Annotated in this window: 22 protein-coding genes and 1 pseudogene; 9 read left to right on the top strand and 14 right to left on the bottom strand. The window is 63.7% G+C overall.

What is annotated here, in order from left to right:
• Positions 1–98: 98 nt before the first annotated feature.
• From fusA to HDG34_RS05040, 4 genes are all read right to left on the bottom strand, one after another.
• Entirely contained in the window at positions 99–2,204 is a 2,106-nt protein-coding gene (gene fusA, locus HDG34_RS05055; protein ID WP_184058184.1) for an elongation factor G, read from the bottom strand.
• Positions 2,205–2,523: 319 nt separating this feature from the next.
• The gene (locus tag HDG34_RS05050) at positions 2,524–3,039 is read right to left on the bottom strand and encodes a DUF192 domain-containing protein (protein ID WP_176078905.1); all 516 of its coding nucleotides are present in this window, start codon (positions 3,037–3,039) and stop codon (positions 2,524–2,526) included.
• Positions 3,040–3,183: 144 nt separating this feature from the next.
• Positions 3,184–3,372 (bottom strand): hypothetical protein, encoded by a 189-nt coding sequence (locus HDG34_RS05045; RefSeq protein ID WP_184058182.1) that lies wholly within the window; start codon positions 3,370–3,372, stop codon positions 3,184–3,186.
• Positions 3,373–3,867: 495 nt separating this feature from the next.
• Complete coding sequence (locus tag HDG34_RS05040) at positions 3,868–4,437, bottom strand: pseudouridine synthase (RefSeq protein WP_184058181.1); 570 nt, start codon at positions 4,435–4,437, stop codon at positions 3,868–3,870.
• Between the two features lie 261 nt (positions 4,438–4,698).
• On the opposite strand from HDG34_RS05040, the gene icd reads away from it, so the two are divergent.
• A complete protein-coding gene (icd, locus tag HDG34_RS05035; RefSeq protein ID WP_090801579.1) occupies positions 4,699–5,955 on the top strand; it encodes an NADP-dependent isocitrate dehydrogenase in 1,257 nt (418 codons plus the stop codon).
• 182 nt (positions 5,956–6,137) lie between these two features.
• Here the strand turns inward: icd and HDG34_RS05030 are convergent, their stop codons facing one another.
• Positions 6,138–6,344 carry a cold-shock protein gene (locus tag HDG34_RS05030; protein ID WP_007180614.1) on the bottom strand — a complete coding sequence of 69 codons (207 nt, stop codon included), beginning with the start codon at positions 6,342–6,344 and terminating at the stop codon, positions 6,138–6,140.
• Between the two features lie 555 nt (positions 6,345–6,899).
• Between HDG34_RS05030 and clpS the strand changes: the two genes are divergently transcribed.
• Positions 6,900–7,214: an ATP-dependent Clp protease adapter ClpS gene (gene clpS / locus HDG34_RS05025; protein ID WP_008919570.1), complete on the top strand. Its 315-nt coding sequence runs from the start codon at positions 6,900–6,902 to the stop codon at positions 7,212–7,214.
• The gene (clpA, locus tag HDG34_RS05020; protein WP_090801577.1) at positions 7,211–9,508 is read left to right on the top strand and encodes an ATP-dependent Clp protease ATP-binding subunit ClpA; all 2,298 of its coding nucleotides are present in this window, start codon (positions 7,211–7,213) and stop codon (positions 9,506–9,508) included. Before clpS ends, clpA begins: the two co-directional genes overlap by 4 nt.
• 143 nt (positions 9,509–9,651) lie before the next feature.
• On the opposite strand, the gene dut is transcribed toward clpA, so the two are convergent.
• From dut to HDG34_RS04990, 6 genes are all read right to left on the bottom strand, one after another.
• On the bottom strand, positions 9,652–10,098 hold the full coding sequence (gene dut, locus HDG34_RS05015) for a dUTP diphosphatase (RefSeq protein WP_018421593.1): 447 nt from the start codon (positions 10,096–10,098) through the stop codon (positions 9,652–9,654).
• A gap of 67 nt (positions 10,099–10,165) precedes the next feature.
• A complete protein-coding gene (locus tag HDG34_RS05010) occupies positions 10,166–11,182 on the bottom strand; it encodes an LLM class flavin-dependent oxidoreductase (RefSeq protein ID WP_090801576.1) in 1,017 nt (338 codons plus the stop codon).
• 81 nt (positions 11,183–11,263) lie between these two features.
• Entirely contained in the window at positions 11,264–12,481 is a 1,218-nt protein-coding gene (coaBC, locus tag HDG34_RS05005) for a bifunctional phosphopantothenoylcysteine decarboxylase/phosphopantothenate--cysteine ligase CoaBC (RefSeq protein WP_184058179.1), read from the bottom strand.
• Between the two features lie 124 nt (positions 12,482–12,605).
• Entirely contained in the window at positions 12,606–13,112 is a 507-nt protein-coding gene (gene lspA, locus HDG34_RS05000; RefSeq protein WP_090801573.1) for a signal peptidase II, read from the bottom strand.
• Positions 13,112–15,949, bottom strand: coding sequence for an isoleucine--tRNA ligase (gene ileS / locus HDG34_RS04995; protein WP_184058177.1), 2,838 nt, complete (start codon positions 15,947–15,949; stop codon positions 13,112–13,114). Before ileS ends, lspA begins: the two co-directional genes overlap by 1 nt.
• A 168-nt stretch (positions 15,950–16,117) precedes the next feature.
• The gene (locus tag HDG34_RS04990) at positions 16,118–17,113 is read right to left on the bottom strand and encodes a bifunctional riboflavin kinase/FAD synthetase (RefSeq protein WP_184051586.1); all 996 of its coding nucleotides are present in this window, start codon (positions 17,111–17,113) and stop codon (positions 16,118–16,120) included.
• 138 nt (positions 17,114–17,251) lie between these two features.
• Between HDG34_RS04990 and purN the strand changes: the two genes are divergently transcribed.
• From purN to nadC, 6 genes and pseudogenes are all read left to right on the top strand, one after another.
• On the top strand, positions 17,252–17,905 hold the full coding sequence (gene purN, locus HDG34_RS04985) for a phosphoribosylglycinamide formyltransferase (protein ID WP_090801571.1): 654 nt from the start codon (positions 17,252–17,254) through the stop codon (positions 17,903–17,905).
• The gene (locus tag HDG34_RS04980) at positions 17,902–19,161 is read left to right on the top strand and encodes an RsmB/NOP family class I SAM-dependent RNA methyltransferase (RefSeq protein ID WP_184058175.1); all 1,260 of its coding nucleotides are present in this window, start codon (positions 17,902–17,904) and stop codon (positions 19,159–19,161) included. Before purN ends, HDG34_RS04980 begins: the two co-directional genes overlap by 4 nt.
• Positions 19,162–19,236: 75 nt before the next feature.
• Positions 19,237–19,962 (top strand): annotated as a pseudogene (locus HDG34_RS04975) (hypothetical protein); the annotation flags it as partial.
• 200 nt (positions 19,963–20,162) lie between these two features.
• Complete coding sequence (locus HDG34_RS04970) at positions 20,163–21,359, top strand: acyl-CoA desaturase (RefSeq protein WP_184058173.1); 1,197 nt, start codon at positions 20,163–20,165, stop codon at positions 21,357–21,359.
• 130 nt (positions 21,360–21,489) lie between these two features.
• The gene (gene nadA / locus HDG34_RS04965; RefSeq protein WP_184058606.1) at positions 21,490–22,629 is read left to right on the top strand and encodes a quinolinate synthase NadA; all 1,140 of its coding nucleotides are present in this window, start codon (positions 21,490–21,492) and stop codon (positions 22,627–22,629) included.
• Entirely contained in the window at positions 22,629–23,552 is a 924-nt protein-coding gene (gene nadC / locus HDG34_RS04960; RefSeq protein ID WP_184058171.1) for a carboxylating nicotinate-nucleotide diphosphorylase, read from the top strand. The genes nadA and nadC overlap by 1 nt, the downstream gene beginning before the upstream one ends.
• A gap of 124 nt (positions 23,553–23,676) precedes the next feature.
• Here the strand turns inward: nadC and nadB are convergent, their stop codons facing one another.
• The 3 genes from nadB to rpmB form a co-directional block, all read right to left on the bottom strand.
• Complete coding sequence (nadB, locus tag HDG34_RS04955) at positions 23,677–25,275, bottom strand: L-aspartate oxidase (RefSeq protein ID WP_184058169.1); 1,599 nt, start codon at positions 25,273–25,275, stop codon at positions 23,677–23,679.
• A 226-nt stretch (positions 25,276–25,501) separates the two neighbouring features.
• Positions 25,502–25,669, bottom strand: a complete 168-nt coding sequence (rpmG, locus tag HDG34_RS04950; protein ID WP_008919555.1) for a 50S ribosomal protein L33 — start codon at positions 25,667–25,669, stop codon at positions 25,502–25,504.
• Between the two features lie 10 nt (positions 25,670–25,679).
• Positions 25,680–25,913 carry a 50S ribosomal protein L28 gene (gene rpmB, locus HDG34_RS04945; RefSeq protein WP_007180631.1) on the bottom strand — a complete coding sequence of 78 codons (234 nt, stop codon included), beginning with the start codon at positions 25,911–25,913 and terminating at the stop codon, positions 25,680–25,682.
• Positions 25,914–26,041 lie beyond the last annotated feature (128 nt).

Below are 26,041 nucleotides of genomic sequence, written 5' to 3'. Positions count from 1 at the left end.
CGGGTGCGTGGCTCGACGATGCAAACGGCGCCGTAAAAAAAAGCCCGCTCACAGGGAGCGGGCTTCGGCTTGTCGCGCTCAACGCCGCCGCGTCAGCGTCATTGCTTCTTCGCGTTGATCACGGCCTCGGCGACATTGCTCGGCGTCTCGGCGTAATGCTTGAACTCCATCGTGTAGGTCGCGCGGCCCTGGGTGGCCGAGCGCAGCGACGTCGAATAGCCGAACATCTCGGCGAGCGGCACCTCCGCGCGCACCAGCTTGCCGCCGCCGCCCGCGATGTCTTCCATGCCCTGCACCATGCCGCGTCGGCTCGACAGGTCGCCCATCACGTTGCCCATGAAGTCCTCAGGCGTTTCCACCTCGACGGCCATCATCGGTTCGAGCAGGATGGGCTTCGCCTTGCGCATCGCTTCCTTGAACGCTATCGAGCCGGCCATGCGGAACGCGTTTTCGTTCGAGTCGACGTCGTGGTACGAACCGAAAGTCAGCGTGACCTTCACGTCGACGACCGGATAGCCCGCGAGCACGCCGGCTTTCAGCGTTTCCACGATGCCCTTGTCGACTGCGGGGATGAATTCGCGCGGAATCACGCCGCCCTTGATCGCGTCTACGAATTCGTAGCCCTTGCCCTGCTCGGACGGCTCCAGCGAAATCACCGCGTGGCCATACTGACCGCGGCCGCCCGACTGCTTGACGAACTTGCCTTCGACGTCCTCGACCTTGTTGCGCACGGTTTCGCGATACGCGACCTGCGGCTTGCCGACGGTCGCTTCCACGCCGAACTCGCGCTTCATCCGGTCGACCAGAATTTCGAGGTGCAGCTCGCCCATGCCGGAGATGATCGTCTGTCCGGATTCCTCATCGGTCTGCACGCGGAACGACGGGTCTTCCTGCGCGAGACGGTTCAGCGCGATGCCCATCTTTTCCTGGTCGGCCTTGGTCTTCGGTTCGACGGCCTGCGAGATCACCGGGTCCGGGAAGATCATCTTTTCAAGGATGATCACATGATTAGGATCGCAGAGCGTGTCGCCGGTGGTCGCTTCCTTCAGGCCGACGGCCGCGGCGATGTCGCCCGCGTAGACCTCCTTGATTTCCTTGCGCTCGTTCGCGTGCATCTGCAGGATCCGGCCGAGGCGTTCCTTCTTTTCCTTGACCGCGTTGTAGACCGTGTCGCCCGAGTTGACGACGCCCGAGTACACGCGGAAGAAGATCAGCTGACCGACGAACGGGTCGGTCATGATCTTGAAGGCGAGCGCCGAGAACGGATCGTCGTCGTTGGGATGACGCTCGATTTCCTTGTCGTGCTCGTCGTGACCGGTGATCGCGGGCACGTCGACCGGCGACGGCAGATAGTCGATCACCGCGTCGAGCATCGCCTGCACGCCCTTGTTCTTGAACGCGCTGCCGCACAACATCGGCACGATCTGGTTGGCGATCGTGCGCGCGCGGATGCCGTGCTTGATTTCGGCTTCGCTCAGCGGTTCGCCGCCGAGGTACTTCTCGAGCAGTTCCTCGTTCGCCTCGGCCGCGGCCTCGACCATCTTGTCGTGCCATTCCTTCGCGGTGGCCGCGAGTTCAGCCGGGATGTCGCGGTACTCGAACTTGATGCCCTGGCTGTCGTCGTCCCAGTAGATCGCCCTCATCTTCACGAGGTCGACCACGCCCTGGAAGTGCTCTTCCGCGCCGATCGGAATCTGGATCGGCACGGCGACCCCCTTCAGACGATCGCCGATCTGCCGCTGCACGCGGAAGAAGTCCGCGCCGACGCGGTCCATCTTGTTGACGAATGCGATGCGCGGCACCTTGTACTTGTTCGCCTGGCGCCACACGGTTTCCGATTGCGGCTGCACGCCGCCGACCGAGTCGTACACCATGCAGGCGCCGTCGAGCACGCGCATCGAGCGCTCGACTTCGATCGTGAAGTCGACGTGCCCGGGGGTGTCGATGATGTTGATCCGATGCTCGGGATAGTTGCCGGCCATGCCCTTCCAGAACGCGGTCGTGGCCGCCGACGTGATCGTGATGCCGCGCTCCTGCTCCTGTTCCATCCAGTCCATCGTCGCCGCACCGTCGTGAACCTCGCCGATCTTGTGGGTCACGCCGGTGTAGAACAGGATCCGTTCGGTGGTGGTGGTTTTGCCGGCATCGATGTGAGCGCTGATGCCGATATTCCGGTAGCGCTCGATGGGAGTCTTGCGGGGCACGTGAATCTCCTTGTAATGGCGCGCCTGAAACGCATGCCGGGCGACCGCGTGGGCCGCCCGGGGAGTCTGAGTGGTGCTTTATCTGGCGTTACCTTATCGAGATTACAAGGATAGCGCGTCGATTGGTCTTTTGCATGAATCCTGCCAGCCGGCGCGAAGGCTGGTGGCGCGGGGCTGAGCGGGCGAAAAAAAGCCGGCGCCTCGGGTCGAGACGCCGGCTTTTCGCGGGATAGCGTGGCGGGACGGTGCCCCCGCTCAGAGGCCGCTCCGGGGCCATTTACGGGGCTGCACGGACACGCGGACCGGCGGTGAGAGGGTCTTACTGCGTGATACCCGGCACCGGCGGTAAGCCCTGGACCTGCATGCCCGGCTTGATGCCCTTCGCCGAGAACCAGCCCTTGGGCATTTCCAGCGCGAACACGCCGTTGTGCGTTGGGCAGTGGTTGTTGGTGGTCTCGGCCTGCATCTCGTCGATGTCGGTGATCGTGCCGTCGGCGCGCATGAATGCGATCGACAGCGGGATCAGCGTGTTCTTCATCCAGAAGCAGTGGCCCGCGTTCTCGTTGAACACGAACAGCATCCCTTCGTTCGGCGCGAGCTTCGTGCGATACATCAAGCCCTGTTCGCGGTCCGCGTCGTTGGCGGCGACGGCCGCGTCGATCACGAACATGCCAGCGGTCAGCTTGACGCGCGGAAACTCGCTCGGCTGCTTGGCGCCCGGCGGCATCTGCTGCGCCTGGGCGGGAGCCGTGGTGACGACGAACGACAGCGCCGCGAGCGGCAGTGCTACGGCAATGGCGAAACGCGCCATCGACGAGCGCATGGAAAATCGCACGGCAAGACTCCTTGCTGAAATTGACTCGCGCATGTTACGCGAGCGCGTCAAAAACAAAAAGGCAGATCGCCTTGCGGTGATCTGCCTTACAACGCCGTAAGAACGGCAATGAAGCTGGTTCTTTACTGCGTTTTTACAAGCAACTTACTCCGAAGCTGCCGAAGCTGCAGCTGCTGCCTTCTTGTGCGACTTCTTGTGAGCGTGCTTGGTGGTCTTCTTTGCCGACGAAGCTGCTGCTGCCGGAGCTGCCGGAGCTGCTTCCGGTGCCGAAGCTTGTGCGAATGCTGCCGTTGCGAAGAGGCCAGCGACCAGAGCGGCGATCAGTTTGTTCATTTTGTGAATCCTCAGCTTGAGTTAATTAACCAAATGACCCGGCATATGTAGAGTCATGTCGGTAAACGTGCCATCCACCTTTCGGTTGACAGCCGCATCGAACAAATTTTTCGACGCGTCTGCTAGCGTTCGGACTTTCGTACTCGCCGCGAAAACGGCGTATGCAAATGTCTTTAAGGCTGAATGCCGGATAGCTTCGGCGGCATCTGCGTCGGATAACGCGTGGAGTTGTACGGCGGTTGACGCGAATTGCGCGGAAATTTTGATCGTGATGACACGCGCTCAAACCGCGTGACGCAGGCTCGCGGCGAGCCCACTTGTTTCACGCATTTCGGGCCTGCGTTTCACGCATTATTTTGCGTGCTGCTACAACGAGTTAGCTTGATTGTCACAGCCGTGAAACGGGTTTGGAGTGAGCACGTCCAGGCTGATTCGCGCGTGCGTGAGTTCGGCACGCGGTGTTGCGGCGATAAACGAACAATCGTCAAATAATGTTCAGGCGACGCCATCCCATGGCGCGTTCGCTCGCAACTCCGTGCTCTGTCCAGGTTGCAGTCCGAGTGAAAAAATGTCAAGCGCACCGATGCCGACGCGCACGAGACGCAGCGTCGGAAAACCCACCGCCGCCGTCATGCGACGCACCTGACGGTTCTTGCCTTCGGTGATCGACAGCTCGACCCATGTGGTCGGGATCGCGGCGCGATAGCGGATCGGCGGCGTGCGCGCCCACAGCGAGCTGGACGGTTCAACATAGGTCGCCTGACATGGGCGTGTCACGTAGTCGCCGAGATCGACGCCGCGCGCGAGCTTTTTCAACGCGGCGTCGTCGAGCGCGCCTTCGACTTGCGCCCAATAGCGTTTGACGAGCTTGTGACGCGGCTCGGCGATGCGCGCCTGCAGCGCGCCGTCATCGGTGAGCAGCAGCAGGCCTTCGCTATCGGAGTCGAGCCGGCCAGCCGGATAGACGCCGGGTAGCCTGACCCAGTCGGCAAGCGACGTCCGCGTCTCGTGTGGCGAAAATTGACAGATGGTGCCGAACGGCTTGTTGAGGGCGAGAAGGCGCATAGGAGAGCGATACGGCAGAGCGATACGGCGCGATGATAATGCATAAACCGGGACGCAGATTCTTCTATCTTATAGAGGAACGTGGCGCGTTCGAGAGGCCGTCTATGTTGGAAAACCCGGAGCTAGGGGCGGCCGCGTCGCGCGTGGGACGTGGGCTAGAATAGCGGCCAGGCCGCTCGCGGCGGTTCGGCATTGCGCGGCGAGGGCGTCTCTTTCGCAGTCTCCCATCAGCTTTTGCACAGCTTTCACTGGAGTCCGATCATGCCGTATCAGCACATCAAGATTCCGACAGGTGGCGATAAGATCACCGTCAACGCCGACTTCTCGCTCAACGTTTCCGACGAGCCGATCATCCCGTACATCGAAGGCGACGGCACTGGTCTGGACATCACGCCGGTCATGCTCAAGGTCGTGGATGCGGCGGTCGAAAAGGCGTACGGCGGCAAGAAGAAAATCCACTGGATGGAAATCTACGCGGGCGAGAAGGCGACCCGGGTGTACGGCCCGGACGTATGGCTGCCGGACGAAACGCTGCAGGCGGTCAAGGAATACATCGTGTCGATCAAGGGGCCGCTCACCACGCCAGTCGGGGGCGGCATCCGCTCGCTGAACGTCGCGTTGCGCCAGGAACTGGACCTCTATGTGTGCCTGCGCCCGGTGCGATATTTGAAGGGCGTGCCCTCGCCGGTGCGCGAGCCCGAGAAGACCAACATGGTGATCTTCCGCGAGAACTCGGAAGACATCTACGCGGGCATCGAATGGCCAGCTGAATCCGAGCAGGCGAAGAAGATCATCAAGTTCTTGCGCGAAGAAATGGGCGTGAAGAAGATCCGCTTTCCGGATTCGTCGGGTATCGGCATCAAGCCGGTGTCGCGCGAAGGTACCGAGCGTCTGGTGCGCAAGGCGATCCAGTACGCGATCGACAATGAACGCCGCTCGGTCACGCTGGTGCACAAGGGCAACATCATGAAGTACACCGAAGGCGCGTTTCGCGACTACGGCTACGCGCTCGCGCAGAAGGAGTTCAACGCGGAACTGATCGACGGCGGTCCCTGGATGAAAGTCAGGAATCCGAAGACCGGCGGCGATGTCGTCGTGAAGGACGTGATTGCCGACGCGTTCCTGCAGCAGATCCTGCTGCGCCCGGCCGAATACGACGTGATCGCCACGCTGAACCTGAACGGCGACTACATCTCGGACGCGCTCGCCGCGCAGGTCGGCGGAATCGGAATCGCGCCGGGCGCGAACCTGTCGGATTCGGTTGCGATGTTCGAAGCGACGCACGGCACGGCGCCGAAATACGCGGGCAAGGATTACGTGAATCCCGGCTCGGAAATCCTGTCAGCGGAAATGATGCTGCGCCACCTGGGTTGGTTCGAGGCGGCGGATCTGATAATCAGCTCGATGGAAAAATCGATCCTGCAAAAGCGCGTGACTTACGATTTCGCCCGCCTGATGGAAGGCGCGACCCAGGTGTCGTGCTCGGCATTTGGGCAAGTGATGATCGAAAATATGTAATTGACGCGCCGGGATTATCCGGTTCGCATAAAATCCCCGGCGCCAGCAAACGGCCGGGGTATTTTTTTACCAGGAATTTTCGCGCGGCTTTCCGGCCGGAAAATCCGTTGCAATAGAAAGCTGCCACAAAAAAGAAACCCGGCGCGGAGCCGGGTTTCAAAAAGGACGGGTATCGAAACGTTTCAGGCTGGCGCCTGAATGTTCGATGCCTGCTTGCCTTTCGGGCCTTGCACGACTTCGAAGGTGACCTTCTGGCCTTCCTTCAGCGTCTTGAAGCCATTCATCTGGATGGCCGAGAAGTGTGCAAACAGATCCTCGCCGCCCTCGTCAGGCGTGATGAATCCGAAACCCTTTGCGTCGTTAAACCATTTGACCGTACCAGTTGCCATTCCAACTTCCCCTGTAACTCATGTCACTACCACGAGCCCTCGAAAAGCCACGACCACGCGAGGCAGTCGTTCCCTCCTCACAAGCTCACCATCGGCATTTTTTCGAGATTATGGCTTGGTGAAAAAAGTGCCAGCTTGATTGTTGGGGCTCTTTATTCGAGTGTCAAGAAAATTTTGAGACGTCGTTGTCGCGTTGCAAACAGGCCGCTTTCCAGGGTTTTTACCGCTTCCGTATGTGCGGTGGCGCAAGCGGCGTGGCTTGAAAAGTCGCATAATCCACTCACATGCTGACTGTGCCCGCGGCGCCGACGCCCAGCGCGGCGAGCGCTCGCAGCCAGTACCGGCAGGTTGTGCGATACTCGATCCGACCGCGGTGCAGCACGCGCCGCGCATGACAGGATCGGGGCCGGCACCGCAATCGGCCCGTCGAAAACGCGCAGGCCTGGCCGAACATGACAGCGTCGTGACCGCCGGGTGGCAGCGAACGGGCTCATCGGCCGGGCGGCCGGGTTCTGACAGGATTGCGGGCCTGTCCTAGTTGTTTAGAATGGGTGTATGGCGATTATCCCGGACAAGCAGGACGGCACCGTACTGGAGCGGCAGGAGCAGAAACTCAAGCCGCCATCCATGTACAAGGTGGTGCTGCTGAATGACGACTTCACGCCGATGGAATTTGTCGTGATGATCGTGCAGGAATATTTCAATAAGGATCGTGAAACCGCAACGCAGGTCATGTTGAAGGTGCATCGCGAGGGCAGGGGAGTTTGTGGGGTCTATACGCGGGACATCGCGTCGACCAAAGTCGAGCAAGTCGTTACCCACGCACGGCAGGCCGGGCATCCGCTGCAGTGTGTGATGGAGGAAGCATGATTGCCCAGGAACTGGAAGTCAGCCTGCATATGGCGTTCATGGAAGCGCGCCAGGCAAGGCACGAGTTCATAACGGTCGAGCATCTTTTGCTCGCGCTGTTGGATAACCCGACGGCGGCAGAGGTACTGCGCGCTTGCGCGGCCAATATCGAGGATCTGCGCCAGAACCTGCGCAACTTCATTCATGACAACACGCCGACCGTGCCGGGCACGGACGACGTCGACACGCAGCCCACGCTCGGTTTCCAGCGTGTGATCCAGCGCGCGATCATGCATGTGCAGTCCACCTCGAACGGCAAGAAGGAAGTGACCGGCGCGAACGTGCTGGTCGCGATCTTCGGCGAGAAGGACTCGCATGCGGTGTACTACCTGCAGCAGCAGGGCGTCACGCGTCTGGACGTAGTCAATTTCATCTCGCACGGCATCGCCAAGACGAGCAGTTCGGACGCCGCGAAGGCGAGCGATGCGAATGCCGAGTCCGACGAAGCCGCCGCGCAGAAGGAAACGCCGCTCGCCCAGTTCACGCAGAACCTGAACCAGATGGCGAAGGACGGCCGCATCGATCCACTGATCGGACGTGAGTCGGAAGTCGAGCGTGTGGTGCAGGTGCTGTGTCGCCGCCGCAAGAACAATCCGCTGCTGGTCGGCGAGGCCGGTGTCGGCAAGACCGCGATCGCCGAAGGGCTCGCATGGCGCATCACGCGCGGCGAAGTGCCGGACATCCTGGCCGATGCCCAGGTGTATTCGCTCGACATGGGCGCGCTGCTCGCGGGCACCAAGTATCGCGGCGATTTCGAGCAGCGTCTGAAGACGGTGCTGAAGGAACTGAAGGAGCGTCCGCACGCCATTCTCTTCATCGACGAAATCCATACGCTGATCGGCGCGGGTGCCGCGTCGGGCGGCACGCTGGACGCGTCGAACCTGCTGAAACCGGCGCTCTCGTCGGGCACGCTGAAGTGCATCGGCGCAACCACCTTCACCGAATATCGCGGCATCTTCGAAAAGGACGCGGCGCTGTCGCGTCGTTTCCAGAAGATCGACGTGACCGAGCCGACCGTCGAGCAGACGGTCGCGATCCTGCGCGGGCTGAAATCGCGCTTCGAAGAGCACCACGGCGTCAAGTATTCGTCGGGTGCACTGTCGGCGGCGGCTGAGTTGTCGGCGCGCTTCATCACCGATCGTCATTTGCCGGACAAGGCGATCGACGTGATCGACGAAGCGGGCGCGGCGCAGCGCATTCTGCCGAAGTCGAAGCAGAAGAAGACGATCGGCAAGAACGAGATCGAGGAAATCATCTCGAAGATCGCGCGCGTGCCGGCGCAAAGCGTGTCGCAGGACGATCGCAGCAAGCTGCAGACGCTCGACCGCGATCTGAAGAGCGTCGTGTTCGGTCAAGATCCGGCTATCGATGCGCTGTCGGCCGCGATCAAGATGGCGCGCGCGGGCCTCGGCAAGCTCGACAAGCCGATCGGCGCATTCCTGTTCTCGGGTCCGACCGGCGTCGGCAAGACCGAGGTCGCGAAGCAGCTCGCGTTCACGCTCGGCATCGAGCTGATCCGCTTCGACATGTCGGAGTACATGGAGCGTCACGCGGTGAGCCGGCTGATTGGCGCGCCGCCGGGCTACGTCGGTTTCGACCAGGGCGGCCTGCTGACCGAGGCGATCACGAAGAAGCCGCACTGCGTGCTGCTGCTCGATGAAATCGAAAAGGCGCATCCGGACATCTTCAACGTGCTGCTGCAGGTGATGGACCACGGCACGCTGACGGACAACAACGGGCGTAAGGCGGACTTCCGCAACGTCATCATCATCATGACGACGAACGCGGGCGCCGAGGCAATGGGCAAGTCGGTGATCGGCTTCACGAACCGCCGCGAGGCGGGCGACGAGATGGTCGACATCAAGCGCATGTTCACGCCGGAGTTCCGCAACCGTCTGGACGCGACGATCAGCTTCCGTTCGCTCGATGAGGAAATCATCATGCGCGTGGTCGACAAATTCCTGATGCAGCTGGAAGATCAGCTTCACGAGAAGAAGGTCGATGCGCTCTTCACCGATGCGCTGCGCAAGCATCTGGCGAAGCACGGTTTCGATCCGCTGATGGGCGCGCGGCCAATGCAGCGCCTGATCCAGGACACGATCCGTCGCGCGCTCGCCGACGAGCTGCTGTTCGGCAAGCTGATGAACGGCGGCCGCGTGACGGTCGACGTCGATGCCGACGACAAGGTGCAGTTGACCTTCGACGAGCATCCGGCGCCGCGCAATCCGAATCCGGAGGCGGTGGAAGTCGAGTGATGTCAGTCAGGCCGACGTTGGGTTGAGCTGGCCGGACACCAAAGGCAGAACGGCGCGGGTTTTATCCCGCGCCGTTTTTTTATGCTCTGGTTTTTTCTCACGGCGCTCGCTGAAGGCGCCAGCCGCCGCGTCGCAGCAATCGATCAATGCTTGCCGGTGCTCCCAAACCCGCCCGCGCCGCGCACGCTTTCCTCGAAGTCATCGACGATATTGAACCCGGCCTGCACGACGGGCACGATCACAAGTTGAGCGAGGCGTTCCATCGGATTCAGCACGAATGTCGTCTCGCCGCGATTCCACGTCGAGATCATCAGTTGGCCCTGGTAATCGGAATCGATCAGGCCGACCAGATTGCCGAGCACGATCCCATGCTTATGGCCGAGACCCGAGCGCGGCAGAATCAACGCCGCATAACCGGGGTCGCCGACGTGGATCGCGAGTCCGGTCGGCACCAGCGCGGTTTCGCCGGGTTTCAGCGTCAGCGGTTCGTCGAGGCAGGCGCGCAGATCGAGGCCGGCGCTACCGGTCGTCGCGTAAGCGGGGAGCTGTTCGCGCATGCGCTGATCGAGAATCTTCAGGTCGAGTTTCATTCAGGTTCGATAGTTGGGGGTGAGATTGGGGAAGGGGGCACGCGGCTGACTGGCAACGCCTTTGCGATCAAGCCGCCTGGTTCGAGCCGAGCTGAAATGCGTCGGCGAGCAGTTCGTAGGAGCGCAAGCGCGCACGATAGCTGCCGGCGACGGTCAGCACCATCAGCTCGTCGGCCTGGAACTGCTGCTGTAAATCCGTGAGCCGTTCGGTCACGCGCTCAGGCGTGCCGATGATGCTGCGCGGCTTTTCGCGGTCGATCACGAGCTGTTCGCGCTCGCCATATTCCTGCGCGATGCCTTGCTCGATCGAGGGTATCGGTTCGTTCAGACCATACGCCATCTGCACGCGACGCAGATCGACGGCTTTTTCGAGGTCCGCGGCTTCCTGCTCGGTATCCGCGCAGATCACGAAGACCGCGGCCGCCAGATACGGCCGCGACGCGTCTTTGCCAGGCTGGAAGCGTTCGCGATACGCCAGCGCGACCTGTTTGCCGAAATGCGCGTTGATGAAATGCGCGAACGAAAAGCGGATGCCGAGCTGCGCCGCGAGCAAACCGCCGAAGTCGCTCGAGCCGAGCATCCACAGCTGCGGGCGCGTATCGATCTGCGGCTGCAGCAGCACGCCCTGCGCGAGATGATCGTCGGGCAGCGCGCCGTGCATGAGGCCGAGCAGCTCGGCGACCTGCTGCGGAAAATGCTCGCCGCGATTGTAAGCGCCGGCGGCGACCGCCTGCGCGGTGCGCATGTCGCCGCCCGGCGCGCGTCCGACGCCGAGATCGACGCGATTCGGAAACAGCGCCTCGAGCATCATGAACTGCTCGGCGACCTTGAACGGGCTGTAGTACGGCAGCATGATGCCGCCCGAGCCGATGCGAATGCGTTTGGTCACGCTGCCGAGGCGCGCCAGCATCACTTCAGGGCAGGGATTCGACACGCCGCGCAGGCCGTGGTGCTCGGCGCACCAGTAGCGCGTGTAGCCGAGGTCGTCGGCGAGTTGCGCGAGTTCGACGGTCGCGGCGATCGCGTCCGCCACCGAATGGCCGGCGATCACCGGTGTTTGATCGAGCACGGAGAGTAGCGTCATGGCAGTAGTGCTCCAGGTGATTCCGGTCGGCTAACCGGGCAAAGATGGCAGGGCCACACGGGCCCACTGCCGCTCGCTCGTTCAGCCAACCGGACTGATGCCGGGCGGCAGACGCTTCGCGATTTCCGCGATCAGCGCGCGCGCCAGCGTCTGCTTGTCGGCGCGTGGCAGCTTCGTCGCGCGGCCTGCTTCGAACAGAATCACTTCGTTGTCGTCGAGCCCGAACGTTTGCGGTCCCAGATTGCCGATCAGCAGCGGCACGTTCTTGCGCGCGCGCTTTTCCTCGCCGTGGACTTCGAGGTTGTCGCTTTCGGCGGCGAAGCCGACCGCGAACGGCGGCTTCGGCCGTCCGGCGACCGCGGCGAGGATGTCTGGATTCTCGACGAATGAAAAGCTCGGCAGCGCGTGCTCGGCGGTCTTCTTGATCTTCTGATCGCTGACGTGGTCGACGCGCCAGTCGGCCACCGCCGCGACGCCGATGAAAATGTCCGCCTCCGCGACCGCGCGCATCACCGCGTCGTGCATCTGCTGCGCGGTCTGCACGTCCTCGCGCAAGACGCCCCACGGCGTGTCCAGCGCGACCGGACCGGCCACCAGATGCACGTCGGCGCCGGCCTGCTGCGCGGCGCGCGCGAGCGCGAAGCCCATCTTGCCGCTCGAACGATTGGTGATGCCGCGCACCGGGTCGAGCGGTTCGAAGGTCGGCCCGGCGGTCAGCAGCACGCGCCGGCCGGACAGGATTTTCGGCGCGAAGAACGACGCGACCGCCTCGTAGGTCGCGGCCGCTTCGAGCATGCGCCCATCGCCGATTTCGCCGCAGGCCTGCGGGCCCGAATCGGGGCCGAGCACCTCGACGCCGTCCGCGCGCAGTTGCGCGACGTTGCGTTGCGTGGCCGGGTTCTGCCACATCTGCCGGTTCATCGCCGGCACGACGAGCAGCGGGCAGTCGCGTGCGATGCACAGCGTCGACAGCAGATCGTCGGCCATGCCGTGCGCGAGCTTGGCGAGGAAGTCGGTCGACGCCGGCGCGATCACGATCACATCGGCTTCGCGCGATAGATCGATGTGCGCCATGTTGTTCGGCACGCGACCGTCCCACTGGCTCGTGAAGACCGGCCGCCCCGACAGCGCCTGCATCGTGACGGGGGTAATGAACTGGGTGGCCGCTTCGGTCATGACGACCTGCACGGTCGCGCCTGCCTTGGTCAGCAGACGCGTGAGTTCGGCGATCTTGTAGCAGGCGATGCCGCCCGTCATGCCGAGGACGAGGTGTTTGCCTGCGAGTTCTGCGGTTGCCAACGAAAGCCTCCGACAAAGCGTGATCGCGCGGCGGCGCGAGGGCGTTGCCCGTCGTCGCCGCGCGCTTCAAACCGGACCTGAGGCACGGCTCGCGCAGCCGCGACCGTGCCTCACGTCGGCGACGTTAGCGTGTGCCGCGTACCCGCCGCAGCTCGTCGATCACGAGCAGGATCGCGCCGATCGTGATCGCGCTGTCGGCGAGATTGAACGCCGGCCAGTGCCAGCCGCCCACGTGGAAATCGAGGAAGTCGATCACGTGGCCGTACGCGAGCCGGTCGATCACATTGCCGAGCGCGCCGCCGAGAATCAGCGCGAGCGCCGTGCAGAACATTTTCTGCCCGCTATGCCGCTTGAGCAGATAGCAGATCACGAGCGCCGCGACCACGCCGAGCGCGGTGAATGCCCAGCGCTGCCAGCCGCCCGCCATCGCGAGGAAGCTGAACGCGGCGCCGCGGTTGAACACGAGAATCAGGTTGAAGAACGGCGTGACCTCGTGCGGCACACCGTAGGCGAACACCTTGCGCACGGCGATTTTCGTCAACTGGTCGAACAGGATGACGATCAGCGCGATGCCGAGCCAGGGTGCGAGCGAACTGCTTCCGGTGCGCGTTTTCGACATGGTTCTCGCCATTATGCCGCGCTCCTCGATTCGCCACTGCCGAACAGGTTGCTGAAGCAGCGGCCGCACAGCGACGGATGCCCGGCGTTCGCGCCGACGTCCGCGCGATAGTGCCAGCAGCGCTCGCACTTCAGGTACTTCGACGCGATCACTTCGACGCCTTCGTCGGCTTCGCTGTCGACCTTGACGACGTTCGCCGCCGACGTGATCAGCACGAACTTCAGGTCGTCGCCGAGGCTCGCGAGTGCGTCGTAACGCGCGCCGCTCGCGCGGATTTCGACTTCCGCCTGCAGCGACGAGCCGATCAGGTTCGCGACCCGCGCCTCTTCGAGCGCCTTGGTCACGTCGCCGCGCACCGCGCGCAGCAGCGTCCACTTGTCGAGCAGCGCGCCCGCGTCCGGCACGGCCGGGTACGCGTGGTACGTCTCGGTGAAGATCGTCTCGCTATTGGGCTGGAACACCTTCCACGCTTCTTCCGCGGTGAACGACAGGAACGGCGCCATCACGCGCAGCAGCCCGTGCGCGATGTGGTAGAGCGCGGTCTGCGCCGAGCGGCGGGCGACCGAATCCGCCGCGCTCGTGTAGAGGCGGTCCTTCAGCACGTCGAGGTAGAAGCCGCCCAGGTCTTCCGAGCAGAACGTCTGCAACTTGGCGACGACCGGGTGGAACTCGTACTTCTCGTAGTGCGCGAGGATGTCGTTCTGCAAATTCGCCGACAGCGTCACCGCATAACGGTCGATTTCGAGCCAGTCTTCGACCGGACGCGCGTGCTGCGCGAAGTCGAAGTCCGACAGGTTCGCGAGCAGGAAGCGCAGCGTATTGCGGATGCGGCGATAGCCTTCCGTCACGCGCTTCAGGATTTCCTCGGAGATCGCGAGCTCGCCCGAGTAGTCGGTCGACGCGATCCACAGGCGGATGATTTCCGCGCCGAGGCGGTTTGCGACTTCATGCGGATCGATGCCGTTGCCGAGCGACTTGCTCATTTTGCGGCCTTCGCCGTCGACGGTGAAGCCGTGCGTGAGCAGCGCGTTGTAGGGCGGGCGGCCGTCGAGCATCGACGCGGTCAACAGCGACGAATGGAACCAGCCGCGATGCTGGTCCGAGCCTTCGAGGTACAGGTCGGCCGGAAACTGCAGCTCGTCCTTGTGCGAGCCGCGCAGCACGTGCCAGTGCGTGGTGCCCGAATCGAACCACACGTCGAGCGTGTCGCGGTTCTTTTCGTACAGGTTGGCGTCCTCGCCGATCAGCTCTCGCGGATCGACCGTCTGCCATGCCTCGATGCCTTCCTTCTCGATGCGCTGCGCGACCTGTTCGAGCAACTCCAGCGTGCGCGGATGCAGCTCGCCGGTTTCCTTGTGCACGAAGAACGCCATCGGCACGCCCCACTGGCGCTGCCGCGACAGCGTCCAGTCCGGGCGGTTCGCGATCATGCTGAAGAGGCGCTGCTTGCCCCACGACGGATAGAACGCCGTGTTCTCGATGCCTTCGAGTGCGGTCTCGCGCAGCGTCCTGTCGCCGTCGTTGGGCTTCACGTCCATGCCGGCGAACCACTGCGAAGTGGCGCGGTAGATGATCGGCGTCTTGTGGCGCCAGCAGTGCATGTAGCTGTGCGTGTACTTCTCGGTGCGCAGCAGCGAGCCGGCGCCTTGCAGCGCCTCGACGATCTGCGGATTGGCAGCCCAGATCGACAGGCCGCCGAACAGCGCGAGCGATTCGATGTAGCGGCCGTCGCCCATCACCGGGTTGATGATGTCCGAGTCGGCCATGCCGTGCGCCTTGCACGACACGAAGTCTTCCACGCCGTACGCCGGTGACGAGTGCACGATGCCGGTGCCGGTTTCGGTCGTCACGTAGTCGCCGAGGTAGACCGGCGCGGTGCGCTTGTAGCCCGGATGCGCGGACGCGAGCGGGTGGTTGAAGCGCAGGTTCACGAGCTTTTCGCCCGGCGTCGTCGCGACGACCGTGCCTTCGAGGCCGTACAGCTTCAGGCACGCCTCGACGCGTTCCTCAGCGAGGATCAGCAGGCCGCGCCGCGTGTCGACGAGCGCGTAGACGAGTTCCGGATGCAGGTTCAGCGCCTGGTTGGCGGGGATGGTCCACGGCGTAGTGGTCCAGATCACGATGCCGCCTTCGTTGCGCGGCAGCGCGGCGAGGCCGAACGCCTGCGCGGTCTTCTCTGGTTCGGCGAAGCTGAACAGCACGTCGATGGTCGGATCGGTCTTGTCCTTGTACTCGACTTCGGCTTCGGCGAGCGCCGAGCCGCAGTCGAAACACCAGTTGACCGGCTTCAGGCCGCGGAATACGTAGCCTTTTTCCATGATTTTCGCGAGCGCGCGGATTTCGCCGGCTTCATTCGCGAAGTTCATCGTCTTGTACGGATTGTCCCAGTCGCCGAGCACGCCCAGACGGCGGAAGCCCGCCTTCTGCTTCTCGATCTGCTCGGTCGCGTAGGCGCGCGCCTTCTGCATCACTTCGGCCGCCGGCAGCGACTTGCCGAACTGCTTTTCGATCTGGATTTCGATCGGCATGCCGTGACAGTCCCAGCCCGGCACGTAGACCGCGTCGAAGCCCGCCAGATTGCGCGCCTTGACGATCATGTCCTTCAGGATTTTGTTCACCGCGTGACCGAGGTGGATGTCGCCGTTCGCATACGGCGGGCCGTCGTGCAGGATGAACTTCGTGCGGCCCCTGGAGGCGGCGCGGATCTTGTCGTACACCTTGCGTTCCTGCCAGTCCTTGACCCATTGCGGCTCGCGCTTGGGCAGGTCGCCGCGCATCGGGAACGGTGTGTCGAGCAGGTTGACCGGGTAGCGGGACTGCGGTTTCGAATCAGCTTTCTTGTTGCTCATGATGTGGGTGGCGGTGAATTCGTTTCTATGCGTAGCGGCGCGCGGATTGCGCGCTGCGCGAGGAGCGTGGGACGCGCCCGGCAGGCGGCTCCGCGTGAAGCACGGACGCCCTTCGATGCGCGCGGCGACGGTTCGTGCGGCGCGGCGCACCGGCCCGAACCGCGGTGGTTATCTAATTCGGTCGGTGGCCGAGGTGGCGAAACCGGTGGAACGGCTGCCCGGCGTGCCGGCGCCGACCGCAGCGAACCATGCGCGCGCATTGGCGACGTCGCGCGCGATCGCGGCGGTCAGCGTTTCGAGATCGACGAACTTCTCCTCGTCGCGCAGCTTCTTCAGAAATTCGACGCGCACGAGTTTGCCATACGCGTCGCCGTGCCAATCGAGCAGGTGCACTTCGAGCAGCACACGGCCGGAATCGTCGACGGTGGGGCGCAGGCCGAGGCTCGCGACGCCCGGCAGCGGTTGCTCGGCGATGCCATGCACCTGTACGACGAAGATGCCGGCCAGTGCCGGACGCTTGTGCGCGATCGGCAGATTGAGCGTCGGAAAGCCGAGATCGCGGCCGAGCTTCATGCCATGGGTGACGTGGCCGCTGATCAGATAGTCGCGGCCGAGCGCTGCGCGCGCCGAGTCGAGGTCGCCCGCGACCAGCGCCGCGCGCACGCCCGAGCTCGAGATGCGCGCGCCTGACGGATCGGCGACCGTCGCCATCTGTTCGACTTCGAAACCGTACTGCTTGCCGGCCGTGCGCAGCGACGCGAAATCGCCGGCGCGCTTCGCGCCGTAGCGGAAGTCGTCGCCGATCATGATCCAGCGCGCGTGCAAGCCGTTGACGATGATCCGCTCGACGAACGCATCTGGCGACTGGCTCGCGAACGTGTGATTGAAGTGCTCGACGACGACCCGGTCGACCCCGTTGGTGCGCAGCGCCTCGAGCTTGTCGCGCAGCATCGCGATGCGCGGCGGCGCGCCGGCCGGGTTGAAGAACTCGCGCGGGTGCGGCTCGAAGGTCATCACGCAGACGGGCAGGCCACGCGCGTTCGCGGCCGCGCGCACGTGGGCGAGCAGAGCCTGGTGGCCGCGGTGGACACCGTCGAAGTTGCCGATGGTCAGCGCGCACGGCGCGCGGCTCTCGGCATTGGGAAGGCCGCGGAAGACTCTCACGATAGTGGGTTGCAGGCGTTGCTGCGATTGCAATAGGGGCGCGGGCGGGGTGCCACAAAACAATCGATTATAAACGCTTGGCGCAACAGACGGCTGCGCGGTCGCGGTCCGGCGATTGCCGAATGATAAAATCCGCGCATGAAAAAACTCGTCATCCTGATTTCCGGGCGGGGTAGCAACATGGAAGCCATCGTGCGCGCCTGCGCGAGCGAGGGCTGGCCGGCGCGGGTCGCCGCCGTGATTGCTAACCGTCCCGATGCCGCGGGGCTCGCGTTCGCGGCGTCGCATGGCATCGCCACGGCGGTGGTCGACCACCGCCAGTTTCCGGATCGCGACAGCTTCGACGCGGCACTCGCCGAGCAGATCGACGCCATCGCGCCGGACCTCGTCGTGCTCGCGGGCTTCATGCGCGTGCTGACCGAGCGCTTCGTCGATCACTACGCAGCGCGCATGCTGAACGTGCACCCGTCATTGCTGCCGAGCTTTCCGGGTCTGAAGACCCATCAGCAGGCGCTCGACGCCGGCGTGCGGTTCCACGGCGCGTCGGTGCATTTTGTCACATCAAAGCTGGATCACGGGCCGATCGTCTTGCAGTCGGCGGTGCCTGTCGAGGCGGGCGATACCGCACAGACGCTCGCCGCACGCGTGCTCGCCACCGAGCACATCATTTATCCACGCGCGGTGCGCTGGTTCGTCGAAGGGCGTCTCGCTCTGGACGGCTCGCGCGTCACGCTTACGCCGTCGGAGCCGCAATGGCTCTTTGCCGGTCACACCGCCGGAGAGGGCGCATGAGATTGCATGGTTTCCTGATTGGACAAACTGAAACGCTGCTGGCCGAAGTGCTGCGGCTGAACGGCCCCGCCGACGCCACCACGAGCCGCTTCTTCCGCGCGCATCCGAAGCTCGGGCACGCCGAGCGTGGCGTGATCGCCGAGGCGGTGTTCGCCGTGCTGCGCCGCCGGATGGAGTTCGCGCATCTGGCCGAAAGCGGCACTGGCAGCCCCGCGCGCCGCATGGCGCTGCTGGGCCTGATGCAGACGGCCGGACGCTCGGCGCTCAAGCCGTTCGTCACCGAGGCCGAGGCGACGTGGCTCGAACACGTGGCGAAGATCGACCCGGAAAGCCTGCCGCTGCGGATTCGCCTGAACCTGCCCGACTGGATCAGCCAGGCGCTCAGCTCGCGCTTCGAGGCCGCCGAGCTCGCGCAGCTGGCCGCCGCGCTGAACTACCCGGCGCCGCTCGATCTGCGCGCGAACCCGATCAAGGCGAGCCGCGACGACGTGCTGGGTGCGCTGTCGAAGGCGGGCATCGAGGCGGGCGCGACGCCATTCGCGCCGCTCGGGGTGCGCGTGGTCGGCAAGCCGGCGCTCACCAAGCTCGACGCGTTCCAGCAGGGCTGGCTCGAAGTGCAGGACGAGGGCAGCCAGCTGCTGTGCTCGCTGGTCGCACCTCGGCGCGGCGAGATGATCGTCGATTTCTGTGCGGGCGCGGGCGGCAAGACGCTGGCGCTCGGCGCGGCAATGCGTTCGACCGGCCGGCTCTACGCGTTCGATATCTCCGAGCGGCGTCTCGCGAAGCTGAAGCCGCGTCTCGCGCGCAGCGGCCTGTCGAACGTGAACCCGGTGCTGATCGACAGCGAACACGACGCGAAGATCAAGCGTCTGGCTGGCAAGATCGACCGCGTGCTCGTCGATGCACCGTGCAGCGGCCTCGGCACGCTGCGCCGCAACCCGGATCTGAAGTGGCGCCAGTCGCCGGAGTCGATCGCCGAGCTGGCGCCGAAGCAGGCGTCGATTCTCACGAGCGCGGCGCGTCTCGTGAAGAAGGGCGGCCGGCTCGTCTATGCTACGTGCTCGATTCTCGAAGCCGAAAACGAGGCGGTCGTGCAGCAGTTCCTCGCCGATCACCCTGATTTCGCGCTGGTGCCGGCGCGCGACGTCCTTGCCGAGCAGCGTATCGAGCTGGAGATGGGCGACTACCTGTCGCTGTGGCCGCACCGCCACGCGACCGACGGCTTTTTCGCCGCCGTGCTCGAGCGCCAGAGCTAGGCAACCGGCTGCAGGCCGGCGCGCGGATTGGCGGATGAATCCGCGCGCGCCGGCCATTCCGGCGACATCGATGCCGGCGCGGCACTGGTGTGGCTCGCGCGGGCGATCGCCGGCCAGTTCATGGACACCGCGCTGCTCGATCTGGCGCTGGTGCCGCTCGCCGGCATCGGCTGATCTGCATCGTGTTCTTCTTCGCGCGGCGGGTGTTCAACCGCGAAGGTGGCGAGCATCCGTGGCTGTTTCTCGTCGAGAAGATCGTGTCGGTAGTCGTTTGGATCGGCATGGTACTCACGCTGTTGGGCATTCAGAACGCCGTGATCGCGTGGATGGACAGCGTGAGCTTTGGCGTCGGTAATGCGCATATGACGTTGCTGTCGCTGATCACGGGGCTGTTGTCGGTCGCCGTCACGTTGATCGTCGCGATGTGGCTCGGCTCGTCGGTCGAAGATCGCTTGATGCGCTCGAAGACGCTCGACGCGAATCTGAAGGTCGTGGTCGCGCGCGTCGGCCGAGCGGCCTTCGTGCTGGCGGGGCCGGGACGGCATCAATCTCGAGTTGGGTTTCTGGATCGAAGATGCGGCGAGCGGCACGCGTGGCGTGCTCTCAACCGTCAACTGCAATATCTGGCGTCTCTTTTCCGAGCACGGCGTCACTATTGCGTTCCCGCAACGCGAGGTGCGCATCGTCGGTCAGGCAAGCGGCGCAATGCCGCACCCGGTGGCGATGACCGATCCGGTTTCCGACACGACGTCCGATCCCGCGCTCAGGCCCGCCAACCGTGCCGCCAACGACGGCCGTTAAGCCCCATTTCGCGCCGCGGCAAGGCATGCGCCAGTGCCCAGTCAGTCGCTATCGACTTGATTGCGCACAAAAAATCCCTATTTGTTACAAACACTTGGAACCCTTCAAGTAGAATATCGTCCTATCCCGCTGTATGCTTTCACTTTCATGACACGCGTGCCGCGTGTGCTTCGTATCTCTCGTTCTGCAGGTAACTTACCTTGTTGAATTCTTTGCTCGATTTCCTTGCCCACGGGCTGCTGCATTTATCGTGGTGGCAACTCGTCGTGTACACGCTGATCGCGACGCACATCACGATTATCGGCGTGACCGTCTATCTGCATCGCTGCCAGGCGCATCGCGCGCTGGATCTGCACCCGATCGCCAGTCATTTTTTCCGTTTCTGGCTGTGGATGACCACCGGCATGCTGACCGGCCAGTGGGCCGCAATTCACCGCAAGCACCACGCGAAATGCGAGACTGAAGAGGATCCGCACAGCCCGCAGACGCGCGGCATCTGGAAGGTGCTGCTCGAAGGCGCCGAGCTCTATCGCACCGAAGCGAAAAACGAAGAAACGATGCGCAAGTTCAGTCACGGTACGCCGAACGACTGGATGGAGCGCAACGTCTACACGAAGTACCCGATTCTTGGCGTGAGCCTCATGATGGTGATCAACGTCGCGCTGTTCGGCGTCGTCGGCCTGACCATCTGGGCCGTGCAGATGGTGTGGATCCCTTTCTGGGCCGCGGGCGTGGTCAACGGCCTCGCGCACTTCTGGGGCTATCGCAACTTCAATTCGTCGGATGCGAGCACCAACATTTTCCCGTGGGGCATCATCATCGGTGGCGAAGAGCTGCATAACAATCACCACACGTATGCGACGTCGGCGAAGCTGTCGAACAAGTGGTACGAGTTCGACATTGGCTGGATGTACATCCGCATCATGCAGGCGTTTCGTCTGGCCAAAGTGAAGAAGGTCGCACCGACGCCGCGCCTGACCACCGGCAAGCTCGTGCTCGATCAGGACACGCTGCAGGCCGTGCTTGCGAACCGCTACGAAGTGATGGCGCGTTACGCGAAAGCGATCAAGCGCGCATACCGCCAGGAGCTCGCGCATCTGAAGGAAGTCGGCGCGCGCGAAAAGTATCAGGTGATGCGTGGTGCGCGCAGCTGGTTCCACAAGGAAGAGGCGGGCCTGAACGAGCCGCAGAAGCTCCAGCTGCCGCAGATTTTCGCGAACAGCCAGAAGCTGAAGACCTACATCGACATGCGCAACGAACTGGCGGCAATGTGGGAGCGCTCCAACGCGTCGCGCGAGCAATTGCTGGTGCAATTGCAGGACTGGTGCCATCGCGCAGAGCAGAGCGGTATCAAGGCGCTGCAAGACTTCGCGATGCGACTGCGTCGCTATGCCTGAAATCCATTAAAATTTCAGGACGTCACAAAACCCCGCGTTGGCGGGGTTTTGCGTTTTCGGGCCGTGGAAATGCATTGCGCGTGTAGCGCGATCGGCAAGCCGCGGCGGCCAGGTGAGGGCAGAGGAGATGATGGAGCAGCAGGCGATCAGGACCGTCGAATTCGATCGGCCACAGGCGCAGGGCACGACCTGCGGGATCGGGCAGGCGTGGGCGAAGGTGCCCGAGACGCCGTCGGCGGAAGAAAAGCGGGCGCTGAAGGCGCGCATTCGCGAATTACTCAAGCGCGAGAAAGCGGTGCTGGTCGCGCACTATTATGTCGACGCCGAATTGCAGGAACTCGCCGACGAAACCGGCGGTTGCGTGGCCGATTCGCTGGAAATGGCGCGCTTCGGCCGCGATCACGAGGCGCAGACGCTGGTGGTCGCGGGCGTGCGCTTCATGGGCGAGACCGCAAAAATCCTCAGTCCAGACAAGCGCATTCTGATGCCGGATCTGGATGCGACCTGTTCGCTCGACCTCGGTTGTCCGGTCGACGAGTTCTCGGCGTTCTGCGACGCACACCCGGACCGCACGGTGGTCGTGTACGCGAACACGAGCGCGGCCGTGAAGGCGCGCGCGGACTGGATGGTGACGTCGTCGATCGGGTTGGAGATCGTCGCCGATCTGCATGCGCGCGGCGAGAAGATCATCTGGGCGCCGGACCGTCATCTCGGCAGCTACATCCAGGGCAAGACCGGCGCGGACATGCTGATGTGGCAGGGCTCGTGCCTCGTGCACGACGAATTCAAGGGCATCGAACTCGATCTGCTGCGCGCCGATTATCCGCACGCGAAGGTGCTCGTGCATCCGGAGTCGCCGGCCAACGTGATCGCCCAGGCGGACGTGGTCGGCTCGACCACGCAGTTGATCGACGCCGCGCGGAAGCTCGACGCGACGCACTTCATCGTCGCGACCGACCTCGGCATCCTGCACAAGATGCAACTCGCCGCGCCCGGCAAGACGCTGATTGCCGCGCCGACGGCCGGCAACAGCGCGACCTGCAAGAGCTGCGCGCATTGCCCGTGGATGGCGATGAACGGACTCGCGAATCTGGCCGATGTGCTCGAGCGCGGCCACAACGAAATCTTCGTCGAGCGTGGGATCGGCGAGCGTGCGCGTCTGCCTATCGATCGCATGCTCGATTTCGCCGCGCGTCACAAGAAGCGCGTGCAGGCGAGCGGCGATCTCGCGCGCGACGCGCAACTGTATTCGAATGTGGGGGCAGCGTAATGAAGGTGGTGGAGAAGGCGCCTGAGCAGGTAGTGGCGCGCGAAGGGGCCGACACAGTGTCGCCGCTTTTCGCGGCGATTCACGCGCAATATGGCGTGGCGTTCGACGCGGCGCTCGCACGCAATGTCGCCGATGCACTCGCCGAAGATATCGGCACCGGCGATCAGACCGGCCGCCTCGTGCCTGCCGATGACGTTCGCGATGCGCGCATCATCGTGCGCGAGGAAGCGGTACTGTGCGGCGTGCCGTGGTTCGACGCGGTGATGCGCGCGGTCGATCCTCGCATCGTAGTTCAATGGCGTTATCGCGAGGGCGACCGCATGAGCGCCGACACGACGGTCTGCGATCTTCGCGGGCCGGTGCGCGCGCTGCTGACCGCCGAGCGCAACGCGATGAATTTCCTGCAGCTGCTGTCGGGCGTGGCGAGCGCGACGCGCCGCTATGTCGACGCGATTGCTCACACGCACGCGCGCGTTCTCGATACGCGCAAGACGCTCCCGGGCTTGCGGCTCGCGCAGAAGTACGCGGTGCGCATCGGCGGCGGTGCGAACCAGCGGCTCGCGCTGTACGACGGCATTCTGATCAAGGAAAACCATATCGCCGCGGCCGGCGGCGTGGGCGCGGCGATGGACGCGGCGCTCGCGTTGAATGCGGGCGTGCCGATCCAGATCGAAGTCGAAACGCTCGAACAACTGGAAACTGCGCTCGCGCATGGCGCGCAGTCGATCCTGCTCGACAACTTCTCGTTCGACATGATGCGCGACGCGGTTCGCATCACGGCCGGGCGCGCGGTGCTCGAAGTGTCCGGCGGCGTGAATTTCGAGACCGTGCGCACGATCGCGGAGACTGGCGTGGACCGCGTGTCGATTGGCGCACTGACCAAAGACGTGCGCGCGACCGACTACTCGATGCGGATCGTTTGAGCGCCGCGCGTTTTAGCGCGACAGTCGACGCTCGTGACGACTTAACAAGGCCATTGCCGGAGCTTACCGGCAATGGCCTTGTCGTTTGTGGCGTCATTTCAGCGTGTATTTCGGCCCAAGGCTGTCAGGGATTCGGCCTGCGTACATACTTCGGCGTGAGCACCGTCGGTAGCGCCTTGGGTAATGTGGACGGCCAGTCGCGGCTGAAATGCAGGCCGCGGCTTTCGCGCCGCGAGCGCGCGCTGTCCACGATCAGCGACGCCACATCGACCAGATTGCGCAGTTCCAGCAGATCGCGGCTCACCTTGAAGTTCGCGTAGTACTCGTGGATCTCGTCGCGCAGCAAGGCGAGCCGATGCTTCGCGCGCTCGAGCCGCTTGTCGGTGCGCACGATACCGACGTAGTTCCACATCAGCCGGCGCAGTTCGTCCCAGTTGTGCGCGACCACGACCTCCTCGTCCGGATCGGACACGCGGCTTTCGTCCCAGGCCGGCAGCGGCGCGTGAACGGCGGCAGCGAAGCCTTCCGCTTCGATCGCCTTGGCGGCGGAGCGGCCGATCACGAGGCATTCGAGCAGCGAATTGCTGGCAAGTCGGTTCGCGCCGTGCAGGCCGGTGCAGGACGTTTCGCCGACCGCGTAGAGACCCGCGAGATCGGTGCGGCCCGCCAGATCGGTGACGACGCCGCCGCACGTGTAATGCGCGGCCGGTACCACTGGAATCGGCTCCTTCGTGATGTCGATGCCGAACTCGAGGCAGCGCGCCAGGATCGTCGGGAAATGCTCGTGCAGGAACGCGGCCGGCTGGTGGCTGATGTCGAGGTACACGCAATCGATGCCGCGTTTCTTGATCTCGAAGTCGATCGCCCGCGCGACGATGTCGCGCGGCGCAAGCTCCGCGCGCTCGTCGTGATTGGGCATGAAGCGCGTGCCATCCGGCAGTTTCAGAATGCCGCCTTCGCCGCGCACTGCTTCCGAAATCAGGAACGACTTCGCGTACGGGTGAAACAGGCACGTCGGGTGGAACTGGATGAATTCCATGTTCGACACGCGGCAGCCGGCGCGCCATGCCATCGCGATGCCGTCGCCGGTCGCGGTGTCGGGGTTGGTCGTGTACAGGTAGACCTTGCCGGCGCCGCCGGTCGCGAGCACCGTATGCGGCGCTTCGATCGTAACGGTGCGGCCGCTTTGCAGATCGAGCGCATACAGACCATGGCAGCGGCGGCCGGGCAGGCCGAGGCGTTCGGACGTGATCAGGTCGATTGCGTGATGGTCTTCGAACAGCGTGATGTTCGGATGCTGGCGCACCTGCTCGCTGAGCGTGGCGACGACCGCATGGCCGGTCGCGTCGGCCGCGTGAATGATCCGGCGATGGCTATGGCCGCCTTCGCGCGTCAAATGAAAGCCCAGTTCGGCGGCCTCGTCTTTCGTGAACGGCACGCCCTGTCCGATCAGCCATTCGATCGCGGCGCGCCCATGCTCGACGATAAAGCGTGTCGCCGCCTCGTCGCACAGGCCGCCGCCTGCGGTCAGCGTATCGCGCACGTGATTCTCGACGCTGTCCGCCGAATCGAGCACCGCGGCGATGCCGCCTTGCGCCCAGTCGCTCGCGCCTTCGGTCAGCGATCGCTTGGCGATCACAGCAACGCGCCGTGTCTGCGCGAGATTGAGCGCGACGCTCAAACCAGCCAGACCGCTACCGACAATCGCCACATCGAATTCCATTGCCCACATCTCCGTCTTTCGTTTTGCGATGACGGCGCGCGAACCGCACGCCGCGAAAACGACAAAGGATACGCGCCGCATCGCCCTGGCGAAAGCTGGCCAAACGGAATAGGACGATTCGCGCGCGCCTTGCGGAGCTATCGCGAGGTCCGCGCAAAAACAAAAAAGCCTCGCACGAATGCGAGGCTTTTCATGTTTTTGCCTTCGTCAGGCTGGAGAGCCAAGATTACTTGATCTTGGTTTCCTTGTAGTCAACGTGCTTGCGGATGACCGGATCAAATTTCTTGATCAGCATCTTTTCCGGCATGTTGCGTTTGTTCTTCGTGGTCGTGTAGAAGTGACCCGTGCCTGCGGTCGATTCCAGCTTGATCTTGTCGCGTGCGCCTTTCGCCATGATTTACTCCTTAGGCTTCACCGCGTGCGCGCAAATCTGCGAGCACAGCGTCGATACCGTTCTTGTCGATCAGGCGCAGGCCGGCGTTCGAAACGCGCAGACGCACCCAACGGTTTTCGCTTTCCACCCAGATACGGCGGTTTTGCAGGTTCGGCAGGAACCGGCGCTTGGTCTTGTTGTTCGCGTGGGAAACGTTGTTGCCGCTCATCGGCGCTTTCCCAGTTACTTGGCATACGCGTGCCATGAGAGCACTCCTAATACGCTAATTCTGAGTTCGAACGCCGTGAAAGTTTCCCGAAAAGAGCCGCGCTGAAAGTGTGCGAAGTTGCGCCGAATTTGCATCGAGACACTTCGCTACCACAGCTGCCTGAC

Origin of the sequence: Paraburkholderia sp. HC6.4b (assembly GCF_014200875.1) — a bacterium.
Lineage (GTDB): Bacteria > Pseudomonadota > Gammaproteobacteria > Burkholderiales > Burkholderiaceae > Paraburkholderia > Paraburkholderia tuberum.
Note: the sequence above shows the minus strand (reverse complement) of the source record. Positions and strands in the feature narration are given on the sequence as shown.